Origin of the sequence: Polaribacter sp. SA4-12 (assembly GCF_002163675.1) — a bacterium.
GTDB lineage: Bacteria > Bacteroidota > Bacteroidia > Flavobacteriales > Flavobacteriaceae > Polaribacter.
This window is the reverse complement of record NZ_CP019334.1, coordinates 2,066,044-2,082,842: the sequence shown is the minus strand read 5'-3', so window position 1 is coordinate 2,082,842 and position 16,799 is coordinate 2,066,044. Positions and strand designations below refer to the sequence as shown.

Here is a 16,799-nt window from a genome sequence, read left to right as displayed (position 1 = left end):
AGCATTATTCTTTTTTTAAACTGCTTATTTTGATTTATTCTACTATTATGAATTAATTCAACTTAAAATCAATATCCTGACTCTTTAACGTTGCTAATAATTCATTAGAAATGTGAACTTTGGTATTTCTACTAGGTAAACTCACCTCTATTTTTTCTTTGGCATCCCAAATAGTAAAGTGTAAATTCTGTTTACCTGGGCTATTTTTAAGAATCGTTTCTAAATTTAAAATGCTATCCTCTTTAATATCTTGTAAAGGAATTTTTATGGTTACTTTTTTACACAATTCATCCATTATATCGTGCAACAATTTAAAATCTGTAAACTTTAAACGAGGTTCACCTTTAACACCTTCTTTGTTTGTCCAACCTGGTTGAATTGTACATCGAACAAATAAGAAAGAATTCGGCGTTAAAAAGTGTTTCATTCTTAAATAATCTTCACCGAAAATTCTGAATTCATTACTGTCTCCATAATCTTCCATTGTAAACATTGCCCAACCTTTACCAGCTTTAGAAACGCGATGTTGAACATCTGTAATAATTGCTGCAAACGTTAAGTTTACGCCTTCATATTTACTAAGGTCGTCCTTAAAATGTCTTAAAGATGCATTACAGAAAATCATTTCGTTTTTAAAATCATCTAAAGGATGCGCCGAAATATAAATTCCAATTACTTCTTTTTCTTGTGATAAAAGCTCCATTGTTCCCCAAGTTTCACATTCAGGAATATCTGGTTCTGGAAATTGAACTGTAGAAGCTTCACCAAACATAGAAACTTGAGCAGAATTTTCGTTTTCTTGAAACTTACTTCCAAATTTCATGGCGCGTTCTAAAAAGGTCAATCCTTTTTCATCTGTTTCAAAATATTGAGCTCTATGTGTATCAGTAAAAGAATCAAAAGCACCAGCTTTTATTAAACTATCAAAAGATTTTTTATTAGCAGATCGTAAATTTACACGTTTTGCTAAATCGAAAATAGAAGAATAGTTTCCGTTTTCTTCTCTTTCTTCAATAATTGCTCTTACTGCTCCAGCACCAACACCTTTTACTGCAGCCATTCCAAAACGAACAGCTCCTTCTTGATTTACAGAAAACTTTAAGTAAGATTCATTTAAATCTGGACCAAAAACGGGTAATTCCATTCGTTTACATTCTTCCATAAAGAAGGAAACAGCTTTAATATCTTTCATATTATTAGAAAGTACAGAAGCCATATATTCTGCAGGATAATGTGCTTTTAAATATGCGGTTTGATATGCAATCCAAGCATAACAAGTAGAGTGAGATTTGTTAAAGGCATAACTGGCGAAGGCTTCCCAATCTTTCCATATTTTTTCTAATTTTTCTGGATCATGACCTTTTGCAGCAGCTTGTTCTACAAATTTTGGTTTCATTTTATCCAGCACCGCAATTTGCTTTTTACCCATTGCTTTACGTAAAACATCGGCTTCACCTTTAGTGAAATCTGCTAGTTTTTGTGATAAAAGCATTACTTGCTCTTGGTAAACTGTAATTCCGTATGTTTCTGCCAAATATTCTTCCATGGCAGGTAAATCGTACTCAATATCTTCTGTTCCGTGTTTTCTATTAATAAAAGACGGAATATATTCCATCGGACCAGGTCTGTACAAGGCATTCATTGCAATTAAATCGGCGAAAACAGTTGGTTTTAGAGACCTCATGTGTTTTTGCATTCCTGGAGATTCATATTGAAAAATACCTACAGTTTCTCCTTTCTGGAAAAGTTCATATGTTTTTACATCATCTAAAGGAAACGTCTCTGGATCTAAAATAACATTATGTCTTGCTTTTACAATTTTAACGGTGTCTTTAATTAAAGTCAGCGTTTTTAATCCCAAGAAATCCATTTTTAATAAACCTGCATCTTCTACAACAGAGTTATCAAATTGGGTAACGTACATGTCAGAATCTTTTGCCAAAGCAACGGGTACATAATTGGTAATATCTCCAGGTGTAATAATTACACCACAGGCATGAATACCAGTATTTCTAACAGAACCTTCTAAAATTGTTGCCTTATTTATAGTTTCGGAAACTAAATCATTTCCGTAAGACATTTGTTTTAGTTCTTCAACTAATTGTTTTTCTTCTGCACGTAAAGCATCAACTTTACCTTTACTCTTTGCATCATCACCGAAGATGTTTTTTAATTTAATTCCAGGAATTAACTTCGCAATTCTATCGGCTTCAAACAGCGGTAAATCTAAAACTCTGGCGGTATCTCTAATAGAAGATTTAGCAGCCATTGTTCCGTATGTGATAATTTGTGCAACTTGATTTGCACCATATTTATTAATTACATAATCCATTACACGACCACGACCTTCATCATCAAAATCAATATCGATATCGGGCATGGAAACACGTTCTGGATTTAAGAAACGCTCAAAAAGTAAATCGTATTTAATAGGATCAATATTTGTAATCCAAAGACAAAAGGCAACTACAGAACCTGCAGCAGAACCACGACCAGGACCAACAGCAACATCCATTTTTCTTGCTTCGCGAATAAAATCTTCTACAATTAAGAAATAACCAGGATATCCAGTTTTTTCAATAACAGATAATTCAAAGTCTAAACGCTCTTTAATTGATTCTGTAATTTCTCCATAACGTTTTTTTGCACCAACAAAAGTTAAGTGTTTTAAGAAATTATTTTCTCCACGTTTTCCTTCATTTTCTTCGTCTCTTACATCTTTAAATTCCTCAGGAATATCAAAAGCGGGTAATAAAACGTTTCTTGCAAGCGTAAAAATTTCAACCTTATCTACAATTTCTTGAATGTTGGTAATTGCTTCTGGAATGTCTAAGAAGAGTGTTTTCATTTCATCCGAAGATTTGAAATAATACTCATCGTTTGGCAAACCATATCTATAACCACGACCTTTACCAATAGGTGTAGCTTGTTTTTCTCCGTCTTTTACACATAATAAAATATCATGTGCATTTGCATCTTTTCTATCTAAATAAAAAGTGTTGTTTGTAGCTACGATTTTAACATCATGCTTTTTAGAAAACTTTAATAAAGTTTCATTAACAATTTTTTCATCTTGTTGATCATGACGCATCAACTCAATATAAAGGTCATCTTTAAATTGTTCTTTCCACCAGATTAAAGCATCTTCTGCCTGTTTTTCTCCAAGATTCAAAATTTTACTAGGCACCTCTCCGTATAAGTTACCTGTTAAAACAATAATATCTTCTTTGTATCTTTCTACAAGTTCTCTATCAATTCTAGGAACGTAGTAAAAACCATCCACAAAAGCTGCCGAAGACATTTTTGCTAAATTGTGATATCCATTTTTATTTTTTGCTAATAAAACAACTTGATAACCATTGTCTTTTTGCGATTTGTTTTTATGATCTTCACAAATATTAAACTCACAACCAATAATTGGTTTCATTGGAGTTTCTGCACTTTTATTATGATTTAAAACCGCATTCACAAAGTGAAAAGATCCCATCATATTTGCAGTATCTGTCATAGCAACTGCAGGCATATTATATTTTGCTGCAGCTTTTACAATATTACCAAGTTGCATGGTAGATTGTAAAACAGAATATTGTGTGTGATTGTGCAAGTGAGAAAATTGTACGTCTTTTAGTTCATCTAAACCAACAGCAGTAGATTTTGTAGTTGCGTTACCTTTTAATTTTTCTAAACGTTGGCGAATTCTATCGCTTTCTTGCTTAAGGTTGATGTGTTTTAAACCAATTACTTGAATCGGTTTCGGATTTGCTTCAGAGAAATTTTTGAAATAATCCGCATCAACATCTAATTGTTCTTTGGTAAATTCTCTTAAACGAATTAACTCTAAAAAACAACGAGTTGTTGCCTCAACATCGGCAGTTGCATTATGGGCATCCCCAAAACCAACGGCAAATAAATGATTGTGTAATTCTGTTAAAGTTGGTAGTTTAAATTTTCCTCCTCGACCACCAGGAATCTGACACATTAATGCCGTTTTTTCTGTACATGTATCTAAAACAGGTAGCGAAAGCATTTTATTTTCTACACCTAATCTATGGAATTCACATCCCATAATATTAAGGTCGAACTGTAAATTCTGACCAACAATAAACTTCGTTTTACCTAAAACTTCATTAAACTTAGTTAAACATTCATCTAAAGAAATACCTTGTTCTGCTGCTAATTCAGTAGAAATTCCGTGAATTCTTTCTGCATCGTAAGGAATATTAAAGTTGTCTGGTCTTATTAGAAAATCGTCGTGTTCTACAACGTTTCCCATTTCGTCATGCAATTGCCATGCAATTTGAATACACCTAGGCCAATTGTCTGTATCTGTAATTGGAGCATTCCAACTTTTAGGTAAACCTGTAGTTTCTGTATCAAAAATTAAGTACATAAATGGCTTTTTTACGGGTGTATTAGGTAGTTTAAATGAACGTGTAAAAATAGTTTTTTTTGATGGATTTTTAAGATGAAGTTATTAACGATTTCTTATTAGTTATGATTAAGCGCGTTAGGGATTGAGCGGTTTGTTTGAGCTCTTTTGCTTTTTAGCAAAAAGCGAGTAGTGAAAGCCCGCTCGAACGCCATAAAAAATATTGATAATTAGGGTTTTAGTTTAAAAAGGTTTTGTATTTTTGCGCCCACTTACTACGAGATAGTAAGATTTTTAATAATAAAGGTCGAGAACCTTAACAAATTAACAAATTATGCCAGTAAAGATTAGATTACAAAGACACGGTAAAAAAGGTAAACCATTTTATTGGGTTGTTGCCGCTGATGCACGTGCAAAAAGAGATGGTAAATACTTAGAAAAAATAGGTACTTACAATCCAAACGTTAACCCTGCAATTATCGATTTAGATATTGATAAAGCTGTAGAATGGTTACAAAATGGTGCTCAACCAACTGATACTGCAAAAAACATTTTATCTTACAAAGGTGCAATGTTAAAGAATCATTTAGTTGGAGGTATTAGAAAAGGAGCTTTAACTCAAGAACAAGCAGATGCAAAGTTTGCAGCTTGGTTAGAGGCAAAAGCTACTAAGATTTCTGATAAAGAAGCTGGATTATCTCAAGCTCAATCTGATGCAAAAGCAGCAGCTTTAGCAGCAGAAAAAGCAGTAAACGAAGCAAGAATTGAAGCAGCTAAACCAGTTGTTGAAGAGGTTGCTGAGGTAGTTGCAGATGTTGAAGAAGCAGCGGAAGCAGCTCCTGAAACAATTGATGAAGCAGCAGCAAAAGCAGCAGAATAAATTATAAATTTATACGAAGATGCGTAAAGAAGATTGTTTTTATTTAGGCAAAATCGTTACAAAATATAGTTTTAAAGGGGAAGTTGTTATCAAATTAGATACCGATGAACCTGAGTTGTACACAGAAATGGAATCAGTTTACGTCGAATTCGGCAGTAACTTGGTTCCATTTTTTATTGATAAAAGTTCACTTCATAAGGGGAATCAATTACGTGTTCAATTTGAAGACATATATTCTGACGAAGAAGCAGATACTATATTAAAATGTGGTGTTTATTTACCTAATACAATGTTGCCTAAATTAACTGGGGATAAATTTTACTATCATGAAGTAATTGGGTTTACTGTTGTTGATGCTAACTTTGGTGAGGTAGGGCAGATTGTTCATATAAATGACAAAGCTGCACAACCACTTTTTGAAATTGACAGAGATGGAACAGAAATATTTATTCCTATGGTTGACGATTTCATTAAAAAAGTAGATAGAGAAAATAAAATAATACAAGTTGAGACTCCAGATGGTCTTATTGCTTTGTATATTTAGAAAGGTGTCTGAGTGGTCGAAAGAGCTACCTTGGAAAGGTAGTGTACTGGCAACGGTACCGAGGGTTCGAATCCCTTCCTTTCTGCTAGAAAGTATTAAAAGTAAAAAGTTTAAAAGTTCTGTGTCTAGCAGAACTTTTTTTAATTAACAACATCTCGATACAAGTTTGATGAAGAATCAAATTCACTCGATGTTACAGAAGGGAAATATAATGTCTAAACCATTCAAATTTAAAGAGTTTACAATTCATCAAGATAAAACAGCAATGAAAGTTGGTACTGATGGTGTTTTATTAGGTGCTTGGTGTTCTGTTGATGGTTATCCTGACTCAATTTTAGACATTGGTTCTGGTACAGGTGTTATTTCTTTAATGATTGCGCAACGTTCTGATGCGATGACAATTGATGCGGTTGAGCTTGATGAAAATGCCTACGAACAAAGTGTAGCTAATTTTGAAGAATCAGACTGGGGAGACAGATTGTATTGTTACAATGCTACTTTTCAAGAATTTTCTGATGAATTAGAAGAGGAGGAGGAGACTTATGATTTAATAGTTTCTAATCCACCATTTTATACAGATGCCTTTGAATCTGAAGATGCGTCTAGAAATAAAGCTCGTTTTACATCGTCTCTATCTTTTGAAGATTTGATTATTGGTGTTTCTAAAATTTTATCAGAAAACGGAATTTTCTCTGTTGTAATTCCTTTTAAAGAGGAGGAGAGTTTTATCGCTTTAGCGAAAGAAAATAATTTGTTTTTGAATAGAGTTTGTAGAGTTCAAGGAAATGAAAAGTCCGAAGTAAAAAGAAGTTTAATGGAGTTTTCTTCTAATGAAGTTGAATTGAAAGAAGAACGTTTAATTATAGAAATTGAGCGTCATCAATACACAGAAGCGTATATTGATTTAACAAAAGACTTTTATTTAAAAATGTAATTATCCAGTTACATGATTAGGATTGTATCCTAAATAAGGAACTTCTCTTTCTGTGAATTTTATTCCGTATTCTTCTAATTCTTTTAAAATTGGTTCATACACTTCTTTAGTAATTGGTCTTTGTACACCTGGAGTTTTAATTTCTCCTTTTAATATTTTTAAAGCTGCAATTCCAACAGGTAAACCAACTGTTTTTGCCATTGCGGTATACGTTTGGTTTTCTCCGTAAACAACTAAACTACTTTCAATTTGTCGTTTTTTACCATTTATTTCATAGCCAAACAAGTGTTGCATCACAATCATATCTTTATCATCTTCTTGTAAAGTCCAAGAATCTTCTAATATTTTTTGAAGCATTTTTGCAGGAGTTGCATTTTTCAATTCAATTTTTTTCTTTGGATTAAAAATATCAAGTTCAATTAATTTTTCCCACATTACATCATCTTGATCTATTTTTAAATAAGAGCGTAATTTTAATTCTACAGAATCTGATGGAGAATACGCTAAAAATAAGTTTACAAAATCCCTGTAACTCATGTTTTCAGAATCTTCAATTGTATAAGAGTCATCTGTCATACCTAATTGAATAAAAATATTCCAAGCTCTAGAAAAACCTACTTTTCTTATGGTTCCTCTATACATTGTTGAAATTTCATCTAATCCATAAATACTTCTGTATTTTAGTGAATCTCTATTTGCATAAGCTTCAAATTTTCCGCTTCCATTAATGTTTAAAAATTCTGTTCTTCTAAATAATTTGTGATATGGTATGTATTTGTAAGTTCCTTCTTGAATAAACATTGCAGCGCCTCCTTGTCCTGCTAAAACTACATTTCTAGGGTTCCATGTAAATTTATAATTCCATAAGTTATTATCACTTTCTGGAGCCACTAAACCACCTGTAAAAGATTCAAATAATAACATTTTTGCATCATTTTCTCTTATTCTATCAATCACTTGCATGGCGCTCATATGATCAATTCCTGGATCTACACCAATTTCGTTCATAAAAACCAAACCTTTCTTCTTTGCAGCTTCATCTAGTTCTTTCATTTCCTTAGAAATATAAGAAGCAGTAACCATGTGTTTGTTATAAGTGATGCAATCTTTGGCAACTTCTATATGAAACCTTGCTGGTAACATAGAAATAACCATGTCAGCCTTTTTGATGAATTGATGGCGTTGTTCAGCATTAAAAACATCTAAAACTACACTTTCAGCATTTTTATGATTATTGATAAGTTTGTTTGCATTACTTGTAGAAATGTCTCCAATAATAAGATGTAATTTTTCTTCATTAGATTTCTCAAGTAAATATTTAATTAAATATGAACTTGATTTTCCTGCGCCAATAATTAGAATGTTTTTCATCAATAATAACCTATTTTTGTATTGATACGAATATACCATTTTTGTTTAAAATTTAACAAAAACCATTAAAAATGTTTAAAAATTTAATTATTGCTTGTTTTTTAGGATTGATTGCTATTGTTTTAGGAGCTTTTGGAGCTCATGCTTTAAAGGATATTTTATCATCTTCTGAGTTGTCTAGTTTTGAAACCGGAGTTAGATATCAAATGTATCATGTAATTGCGTTGCTTTTTGTCAATATTTATGATGGATTTACAGCTTCACAAAAAAATAGCATTACGTATATTTTCTTATTAGGAATTCTACTCTTTTCTGGTTCTATTTATGTGATTCATTTAACATCAATTACAGCGAAATCTATTTGGTTTGTTACACCGTTAGGAGGACTAACTTTAATTATAGGTTGGTTTACTATGATTATCATATTCTTAAAGAAATTACGTAATAGTAAATAATTTACTAATTTTAATGTAAATATTAAAGCTATATGAAATTATTGTGTAGTTTTGCTGGCAACTAATTTATATAATTAAATAATATTGATATGGTAGATACAAATACGAAATCGATTTCGTTAAATAGTCTAGGAATCAAAAATGCAACAGTTCGTTATCAATTAACTTCAGATGAGTTACATAACGAAACCGTTGAAAAAGGGCAGGGAGTTGAGTCTTCTTTAGGTGCAATTGCTGTAAATACAGGTGAGTTTACAGGGCGTTCTCCAAAAGATCGTTTTATTGTAAAAGATGATATAACCAAAGATGAGGTTTGGTGGAGTGATATTAACATTCCTTTTGAATCTGATAAGTTTGATTTATTATATTCTAAAGTTGTTGACTATTTATCAGAAAAAGAAATTTTTGTAAGAGATAGTTATGCTTGTGCTGATGAAAATTACAAACTTAATATTAGGGTTGTAAATGAATATCCTTGGAGCAATATGTTTGCTTACAATATGTTTTTACGCCCAACAGAAGAAGAACTAAAAGGTTTTTCTCCTGAATGGACTGTAATTAATGCACCAGGTTTTATGGCAGATCCTAAAGTAGATGGAACTCGCCAACATAATTTTGCTATTTTAAATTTTAGCAAAAAGATTGCATTAATAGGAGGGACAGGTTATACAGGTGAAATTAAAAAAGGAATCTTTTCTGCTTTAAATTTTATTTTACCAGTTTATAAAGATACGTTGCCAATGCATTGTTCTGCAAACGTTGGTAAAGATGGTGATACTGCTATTTTCTTCGGATTATCAGGTACAGGAAAAACAACACTTTCTACAGATCCTAACAGAAGTTTAATTGGTGATGATGAACATGGTTGGACAGCTGAAAACACTGTTTTTAATTTTGAAGGTGGTTGTTATGCGAAGGTGATTAATTTATCACAAGAACAAGAGCCAGAAATTTATGCAGCTATAAAAAAAGGAGCTATTCTAGAAAACGTTGTACTGGATGAAAATGGAGCTGTAGATTTTGCAGATACATCAATCACACAGAACACAAGAGTAAGTTATCCTATTTTTCATATTGATAATATAAAAGAACCATCAATAGGAAAAAACCCAAAAAATATTTTCTTTTTAACTGCGGATGCATTTGGAGTTTTGCCTCCAATATCCAAGTTAACACCAAATCAGGCAGCTTATCATTTTATTTCTGGTTATACAGCTAAAGTTGCTGGTACAGAAGCAGGAGTAAAAGAACCAACACCAAGTTTTTCAGCTTGTTTTGGAGCGCCTTTTATGCCTTTACATCCTACAAGATATGCAGAAATGCTAAGTAAAAAGATGAAAGATGCTGGTGTAAATGTTTGGTTGATAAATACAGGTTGGTCTGGTGGACAATATGGTGTTGGTAGAAGAATGCCTTTAAAATATACAAGAGCAATGATCTCTGCTGTTTTAAATGGAGATTTAGGTAGTTATAGATATGAAGATTATCACATTCATTCAGTATTTGGAGTAGCACAACCTAGGTCATGTCCTGGAGTTCCAACAGAATTATTAAGTCCAAGAGCAACTTGGAATAATGATGAAGAATATTATAAAACAGCATTTAAATTATCGAATGCTTTTAGACATAATTTTACGCAATTTGAAGAAGTTGCAAGTGAAGACATTCGTAGAGGTGGTCCTCAACGATATGCATTTTAGTAGTAATTTTTTATAGTTTAGATCAAAAAAAAAAGCACCCATATTGGGTGCTTTTTAATTTTATATTAAACGTTTAGTTTCTTACTTTAAAGCAACAACTTCAACATTTTCTTTAACGATTTTTACTTCTTCAATTTTAACAACTTTTCCTTCAGTTTTTTCAGTTTCTTTAATATCTACTGTTTTAGTAGTTGCATTAGTACTTGTTGCTGTTTGAGTAACTTCAATTTTCACATCTTGTTTTGCGTTATTGTAATCTGCAACTGCATCACTATTTAAAGCAATACTTGGCGCAATTACCAATGCTACAACAGACATTAATTTTAAAAGAATATTTAAAGAAGGTCCAGAAGTATCTTTAAAAGGATCTCCAACTGTATCACCTACAACAGCAGCTTTGTGAGCCTCTGATCCTTTTCTTCCTTGTTCTTCAATTGTTTTCTTAGCGTTATCCCAAGCACCACCTGCGTTAGATTGGAAAATTGCCATTAAAACACCACAAGTTGTAACACCTGCTAATACACCACCTAACATTTCAGCACCACCAATAAAACCAACAGCTACAGGTACAGCAATTGCTAATAAACCTGGTAATACCATTTCTCTAATGGATGCTTTTGTAGAAATATCAATACATTTTCCATAATCTGCTACACCATCAGCAGCATCAAAAATTGCTCTATCTTCTTTAGAAGCTTTTGTCATATCAGAATCATACTTACGCATAACCTCTAAAGCAGCTTTTAATTTTGGAATATCTCTAAATTGACGTCTAACTTCTTCAATCATTGCCATAGCAGCTCTACCGACAGCATTCATAGATAATGCAGAAAATACAAATGGTAACATACCACCAATTAATAATCCTGCCATAATTTGAGGATGAGATACATCAATAGCAACTACATTTGCTGTCTTCATAAATGCAGCAAATAAAGCTAAAGCAGTTAATGCTGCAGAAGCAATTGCAAATCCTTTACCAACAGCTGCAGTTGTATTACCAACAGCATCTAATTTATCTGTACGTTCACGAACTTCTTTTGGTAATTCAGCCATTTCAGCAATACCACCAGCATTGTCACAAATAGGACCATATGCATCAACAGCTAATTGAATACCTGTATTTGCTAACATACCTACTGCAGCAATTGCAATACCATATAAACCTGCAAAATGATGAGAAACCATAATTGCAGCAGCAATTAAAAGAGTTGGAATCATTGTAGACATCATACCAACACCTAAACCTGCAATAATAGTTGTAGCAGCTCCGGTTTCAGATTGTTTTACAATTGACATTACAGGTTTTTTACCTGTAGCTGTATAATATTCAGTTATTTTACCAACACCTAAACCAGCAACTAAACCAGCAATTGTTGCCCAAAATACACCCATGGCTCCGAAAGGTAATTCAGAATGAGATTCAGGAATTAAAGCATTTATAATAAAGTAAGATGCAACAACCATTAATCCAGCAGAACCAAATTCTCCAATGTTTAATGCTGTTTGTGGGTTTCCACCATCTTTTACTTTTACGAAGAATGTACCTAAGATAGACATTAAAATACCTACAGCTCCAAGAACTAAAGGTAAATAAACAGCTCCTAAACCATCAAATTCAGGTGTTAAGATAAAAGCACCTAATACCATAGTACCAATAATAGAACCTACATAAGATTCAAATAAATCAGCACCCATACCAGCAACATCACCTACGTTATCACCAACATTATCTGCAATAGTTGCAGGATTTAATGGATGGTCCTCAGGAATACCAGCTTCAACTTTACCAACTAAATCGGCACCAACATCTGCAGCTTTTGTATAAATACCACCACCAACACGTGCAAATAATGCAATTGAAGAAGCTCCTAATGAGAAACCAGAAAGTACATTTAGTACTAATGTTAAGTTTTCAGCACCTGGCCACATGCTTTGATATATCATAAATAAGCTACTTAAGCCTAAAATACCTAAACCTACAACACCTAAGCCCATTACAGCTCCACCTGCAAAAGCAACTTCTAATGCTCTTCCTAATGATGTTTTTGCTGCTTGTGTAGTTCTTACATTCGCTTTAGTTGCTACTTTCATTCCAATAAAGCCTGCTAAAGCAGAACAAATTGCTCCAATTACAAAAGAGACTGCAACCATACCGCTAGATCCTACTTCAGAAGAACCTTTAAAAAACAATAAGATAGCTACTGCTACCACAAAAATTGCTAAAACTTTATATTCAGCTTTTAAGAATGCCATTGCTCCATCAGCAATATTCTTTGCAATACGTGACATTTTTTCATCACCTACTTCTTGTTTTGAAACCCAACCGCTTTTTAGAAAAACGAAGATTAATGCTACCACACCAAAGAGGGGGAGAAATTTTACTATTACTTCCATACTTACTTATTTATTTAGTTACTTATTTATTTCGAAATTTGATTATTTTTTTTTGACAAGCTAAAGTAAGAAAATAAATGTCACAAAAAAAACCCATGTAAATTAAAGATACCGTATTTTAGGTTGCTTAAAATTATATTATCCATACTATGACTTATGTCAGGTTTGTTTGTGGAAGTAATTAAATTTTAATATGGTAAAAAAATAATTGATAACTATAATCAATATTAAAAGAGTAAAATAAATTTTTTAAGCAAAAAAAAACATCTTAAAATTAAGATGTTTTTATATTTGGTTTGTTAGCGTTTAATTATATTGTAAACGTTCTTTTCTTCTTGTGTTCACTATTATCATAACGATTCACACATTCGTGATAGATTTTTATAGCAGCTGCTGCGTCTCCCCAACCTCCTGTATCTACTTTTTTCTTTTCTAAGTCTTTATAAACTTGAAAAAAGTGTTCAATTTCTTTTAATCTATGAGGATTTAAATCTGCAATATCTGCTTTGTTACTCCATATTGGATCAGAAACTGGTACACAAATAATTTTTTCATCTGGCCCTTTTTCGTCTGTCATATAGAATACACCAATAGGTCTAACTTCCATAACAACCATTGGGTAGGTTGGTTGATGACCTAAAACTAAAACATCTAAAGGATCTGAATCTAATGCTAAAGTTTCTGGAATAAATCCATAATCACCTGGGTACATCATAGAAGAGAATAACATTCTATCGAATCTAATTTTATGTAATGTAAAATCATATTCGTATTTATTTCTACTTCCTTTAGGTATCTCTATTAAAACGTCAAAAGTTAACTTGCTTTTAGGTTCTTTACTCATAATTGGTTCTTTACTCATAAGTTTAATTTTCTTTCAATATTTGAATTATTTACAAAAATAGTCATAAAATAAGGTTATTTTAAATTATATGAAATAATTTACGCAATGGTTTTCATTAACATATGTGAAAAAGCTTAAAAAACAAAAGTCCTATTCAATTTTGAATAGGACTTTTGTTTACTGCTTTAAAGTGTAATTAAAGGTACATAACCTCTTTTACAGCATCAATTACATTTTGATGATTTGGTATCCATTTCTCAAATAAAACAGGAGAATATGGTGCAGGAGTATCTGCAGTTGTAATTCTTTTAATAGGAGCGTCTAAATGGTCAAATGCTTCTTCTTGAACTCTATAAGTAATTTCAGTAGAGATACTTGCAAATGGCCAAGACTCTTCTAAAATAATTAATCTATTTGTCTTTTTTACAGATGTTATAATAGCAGCATGATCCATTGGACGAACTGTTCTTAAATCAATAATTTCAACAGAAATATTTTCTTTTGCTAACTCATCAGCAGCTTTGTAAGCTTCTTTTATGATTTTCCCGAAAGAAACAATTGTTACATCCGTTCCTGCTCTTTTAATGTCTGCAACTCCAATAGGAATAATATATTCTCCTTCAGGAACTTCCATCTTATCACCATACATTTGTTCAGATTCCATAAAAATAACTGGATCATCATCTCTAATTGCAGCTTTTAATAAACCTTTTGCATCATAAGGATTAGATGGTACAATAACCTTTAAACCAGGTGTGTTTGCAAACCAGTTTTCAAATGCTTGTGAGTGTGTTGCTCCTAATTGACCAGCAGAACCAGTTGGTCCTCTAAAAACAATAGGGCAATTAAACTGTCCACCAGACATTTGTCTAATTTTTGCAGCGTTGTTTATAATTTGATCAATTCCTACTAGAGAGAAGTTAAAAGTCATGTATTCTACAATTGGTCTAAGACCATTCATTGCCGAACCAACAGCTACTCCTGCAAAACCAAGTTCAGCAATAGGAGTGTCTATAACTCGTTTAGCACCAAACTCATCTAGCATACCTTTAGATGCTTTGTAGGCACCATTATATTCTGCAACTTCTTCACCCATTAAATAAATGCTTTCATCTCTGCGCATTTCTTCACTCATAGCTTCACAAATAGCTTGTCTGAATTGAATTGTTTTCATCTAGTATAATTGTAATTAGTGTTTTCAGTTGCAAAAGTAAGGAATTATTGGCATTTTTTTTAATTACATTAGTGTAAACTGTAAGATTATTTTTAAATTATTTCGCAATCGTTTTCGTAAAATGTTAAATAAATAAAAAATACTATGCATGCATAGTATTTTTTTAAAAAAAAGATGTAATTTCGCAAAGAACAAAAAGAATAAAAATAGAAGTTTATGAAAATATTGGTTTGTATTAGTCACGTTCCTGATACCACATCTAAGATTAATTTTACTGAAAACGACTCTAAGTTTGATACAAATGGAGTTCAGTTTGTAATTAACCCTTATGATGAATTTTGCTTAACAAGAGCAATGTGGTTTAAAGAAAAACAAGGAGCTTCTGTAACAATAGTAAATGTTGGTGGACCAGAAACAGAACCTACATTGCGTAAAGCTTTAGCAATTGGAGCAGATAATGCAATTCGTGTAAATGTTAGTCCAACAGACGGATTTCAAGTAGCAAAAGAATTAGCAGTTGTTGTTAAAAATGGCGAATATGATTTAGTTTTAGCAGGAAAAGAATCTGCAGATTATAACGGTCAAATGGTTCCTGGAATGTTAGCAACTTTAACTGATTTTAATTTTATAAATGGTTGTGTTGGTATCGAAGTAGATGGAACATCTGTTTCTGCAACAAGAGAAATTGATGGTGGAAACGAAACTTTAGCTACAAGTTTACCTTTAATTATAGGAGGTCAAAAAGGAATTGTAGAAGAAAAAGATTTACGTATTCCAAATATGCGTGGTATTATGATGGCTCGTAAAAAACCATTACAAGTTGTAGAAGCTGTAGGAGGTGATGTATCAACAAATATTCAATCTTTTGAAAAACCAGCACCAAAAGGAGCTGTAAAATTAGTAGATGCAGACAATGTAGATGAGCTAATTAGCTTATTACATAACGAAGCAAAAGTGATTTAAAAATTGTGTAACTGTTTATACGTTTAATTGTTTAAGCGTTCTCAGTTTAACAATTACACAGTTTAACAATTCAACAATTACACGTTTAAAAAAAATAAAAAATATGTCTGTTTTAGTTTTTGCCGATTCATCGGAAGGAAAATTTAAGAAAACTGCTTTTGAAGTAGTTTCATATGGAAAAAAAGTTGCAGAACAATTAGGTACTAATGTTGTTGCATTAACAATAAATGCAAGTGATTCATCAGAATTATATACGTATGGAGCAGAAAAAGTTGTTTCAGTATCTAACGATTCTTTAAACACTTTTAATGCAAAACAATACGCAGCTGTAGTTACAGAAGTAGCAAAAGCAGAAAGCGCTAATGTTGTAATCTTAGATTCAACGATAGATGGTTTGTATTTAGCACCAATAGTAGCTGTAAGTTTAGAAGCAGGTTGTGTTTCTAACACAGTAGATTTACCTTCAAGTACAAGCCCTTTTACTGTAAAAAGAAAAACATTCTCTAATAAAGCATTTTCAAATACAGTAATTTCTACAGAAAATAAAGTTATTGGGTTAGCTAAAAACTCTTATGGAATTCACGAAAACGCAGTTTCAGGAACCACTGAATCTTTTAATGCTACAATTATTGACTCTGGAGTAAAATCAGAAAAAATAGAAAGAGTAACTGGTAAAGTAACAATAGACGATGCAGATATTGTTGTTTCTGCAGGTAGAGGTTTAAAAGGACCAGAAAATTGGGGAATGGTAGAAGAATTAGCAGAAGTTTTAGGAGCTGCAACTGCATGTTCTAAACCAGTTTCAGATTTAGGTTGGCGTCCACATTCAGAACACGTTGGTCAAACAGGTAAGCCAGTAGCGTCTAATTTATATATCGCAATCGGTATTTCTGGAGCAATTCAGCATTTAGCAGGTATTAACGCATCAAAAGTAAAAGTAGTTATTAACACAGATCCAGAAGCACCTTTCTTTAAAGCTGCAGATTACGGTATTGTTGGTGATGCTTTTGAAGTTGTACCAAAATTAATAGAAAAATTAAAAGCTTTTAAAGCTTCATAATTAAAAAATGTTCTCCGATGTTTTTACTTTGGAGATTCCGTTAAAATGTCATTCCCGTGAAAACGGGAAACTAAATAAAGAATTTTAAGAAATTAATTATTTTTTTGG

At 32.1% G+C, this 16,799-nt stretch carries 12 protein-coding genes and 1 tRNA gene; 8 read left to right on the top strand and 5 right to left on the bottom strand.

Annotation, left to right across the window (positions count from 1 at the left end):
* Positions 1 to 52: 52 nt before the first annotated feature.
* Positions 53 to 4,390, bottom strand: a complete 4,338-nt coding sequence (dnaE, locus tag BTO07_RS09100) for a DNA polymerase III subunit alpha (RefSeq protein ID WP_087520928.1) — start codon at positions 4,388 to 4,390, stop codon at positions 53 to 55.
* Between the two features lie 313 nt (positions 4,391 to 4,703).
* On the opposite strand from dnaE, the gene BTO07_RS09095 reads away from it, so the two are divergent.
* From BTO07_RS09095 to BTO07_RS09080, 4 genes are all read left to right on the top strand, one after another.
* Positions 4,704 to 5,249, top strand: coding sequence for a 30S ribosomal protein S16 (locus BTO07_RS09095; RefSeq protein ID WP_087520927.1), 546 nt, complete (start codon positions 4,704 to 4,706; stop codon positions 5,247 to 5,249).
* Positions 5,250 to 5,268: 19 nt separating this feature from the next.
* The gene (gene rimM, locus BTO07_RS09090; RefSeq protein WP_087520926.1) at positions 5,269 to 5,793 is read left to right on the top strand and encodes a ribosome maturation factor RimM; all 525 of its coding nucleotides are present in this window, start codon (positions 5,269 to 5,271) and stop codon (positions 5,791 to 5,793) included.
* A tRNA-Ser gene (locus BTO07_RS09085) sits at positions 5,792 to 5,878 on the top strand. The genes rimM and BTO07_RS09085 overlap by 2 nt, the downstream gene beginning before the upstream one ends.
* Before the next feature lie 126 nt (positions 5,879 to 6,004).
* Positions 6,005 to 6,727, top strand: coding sequence for a tRNA1(Val) (adenine(37)-N6)-methyltransferase (locus BTO07_RS09080; RefSeq protein WP_087522592.1), 723 nt, complete (start codon positions 6,005 to 6,007; stop codon positions 6,725 to 6,727).
* Here the strand turns inward: BTO07_RS09080 and BTO07_RS09075 are convergent, their stop codons facing one another.
* The gene (locus tag BTO07_RS09075; RefSeq protein ID WP_087520925.1) at positions 6,728 to 8,098 is read right to left on the bottom strand and encodes a saccharopine dehydrogenase family protein; all 1,371 of its coding nucleotides are present in this window, start codon (positions 8,096 to 8,098) and stop codon (positions 6,728 to 6,730) included.
* Positions 8,099 to 8,169: 71 nt separating this feature from the next.
* Between BTO07_RS09075 and BTO07_RS09070 the strand changes: the two genes are divergently transcribed.
* Together BTO07_RS09070 and pckA are read left to right on the top strand one after the other, a co-directional pair.
* Positions 8,170 to 8,553, top strand: coding sequence for a DUF423 domain-containing protein (locus tag BTO07_RS09070; RefSeq protein WP_087520924.1), 384 nt, complete (start codon positions 8,170 to 8,172; stop codon positions 8,551 to 8,553).
* Positions 8,554 to 8,642: 89 nt separating this feature from the next.
* Complete coding sequence (gene pckA, locus BTO07_RS09065) at positions 8,643 to 10,253, top strand: phosphoenolpyruvate carboxykinase (ATP) (RefSeq protein WP_087520923.1); 1,611 nt, start codon at positions 8,643 to 8,645, stop codon at positions 10,251 to 10,253.
* 81 nt (positions 10,254 to 10,334) lie between these two features.
* Here the strand turns inward: pckA and BTO07_RS09060 are convergent, their stop codons facing one another.
* The 3 genes from BTO07_RS09060 to BTO07_RS09050 form a co-directional block, all read right to left on the bottom strand.
* The gene (locus BTO07_RS09060; protein WP_087520922.1) at positions 10,335 to 12,650 is read right to left on the bottom strand and encodes a sodium-translocating pyrophosphatase; all 2,316 of its coding nucleotides are present in this window, start codon (positions 12,648 to 12,650) and stop codon (positions 10,335 to 10,337) included.
* Between the two features lie 310 nt (positions 12,651 to 12,960).
* Entirely contained in the window at positions 12,961 to 13,494 is a 534-nt protein-coding gene (locus BTO07_RS09055; RefSeq protein WP_087522591.1) for an inorganic diphosphatase, read from the bottom strand.
* 196 nt (positions 13,495 to 13,690) lie between these two features.
* Entirely contained in the window at positions 13,691 to 14,668 is a 978-nt protein-coding gene (locus BTO07_RS09050) for a pyruvate dehydrogenase complex E1 component subunit beta (protein ID WP_087520921.1), read from the bottom strand.
* A gap of 216 nt (positions 14,669 to 14,884) precedes the next feature.
* Here BTO07_RS09050 and BTO07_RS09045 point away from each other — a divergent pair, with 216 nt between their 5' ends.
* Complete coding sequence (locus BTO07_RS09045) at positions 14,885 to 15,631, top strand: electron transfer flavoprotein subunit beta/FixA family protein (protein ID WP_087520920.1); 747 nt, start codon at positions 14,885 to 14,887, stop codon at positions 15,629 to 15,631.
* Positions 15,632 to 15,734: 103 nt separating this feature from the next.
* Positions 15,735 to 16,691, top strand: a complete 957-nt coding sequence (locus tag BTO07_RS09040) for an electron transfer flavoprotein subunit alpha/FixB family protein (RefSeq protein WP_087520919.1) — start codon at positions 15,735 to 15,737, stop codon at positions 16,689 to 16,691.
* Positions 16,692 to 16,799: the final 108 nt, after the last annotated feature.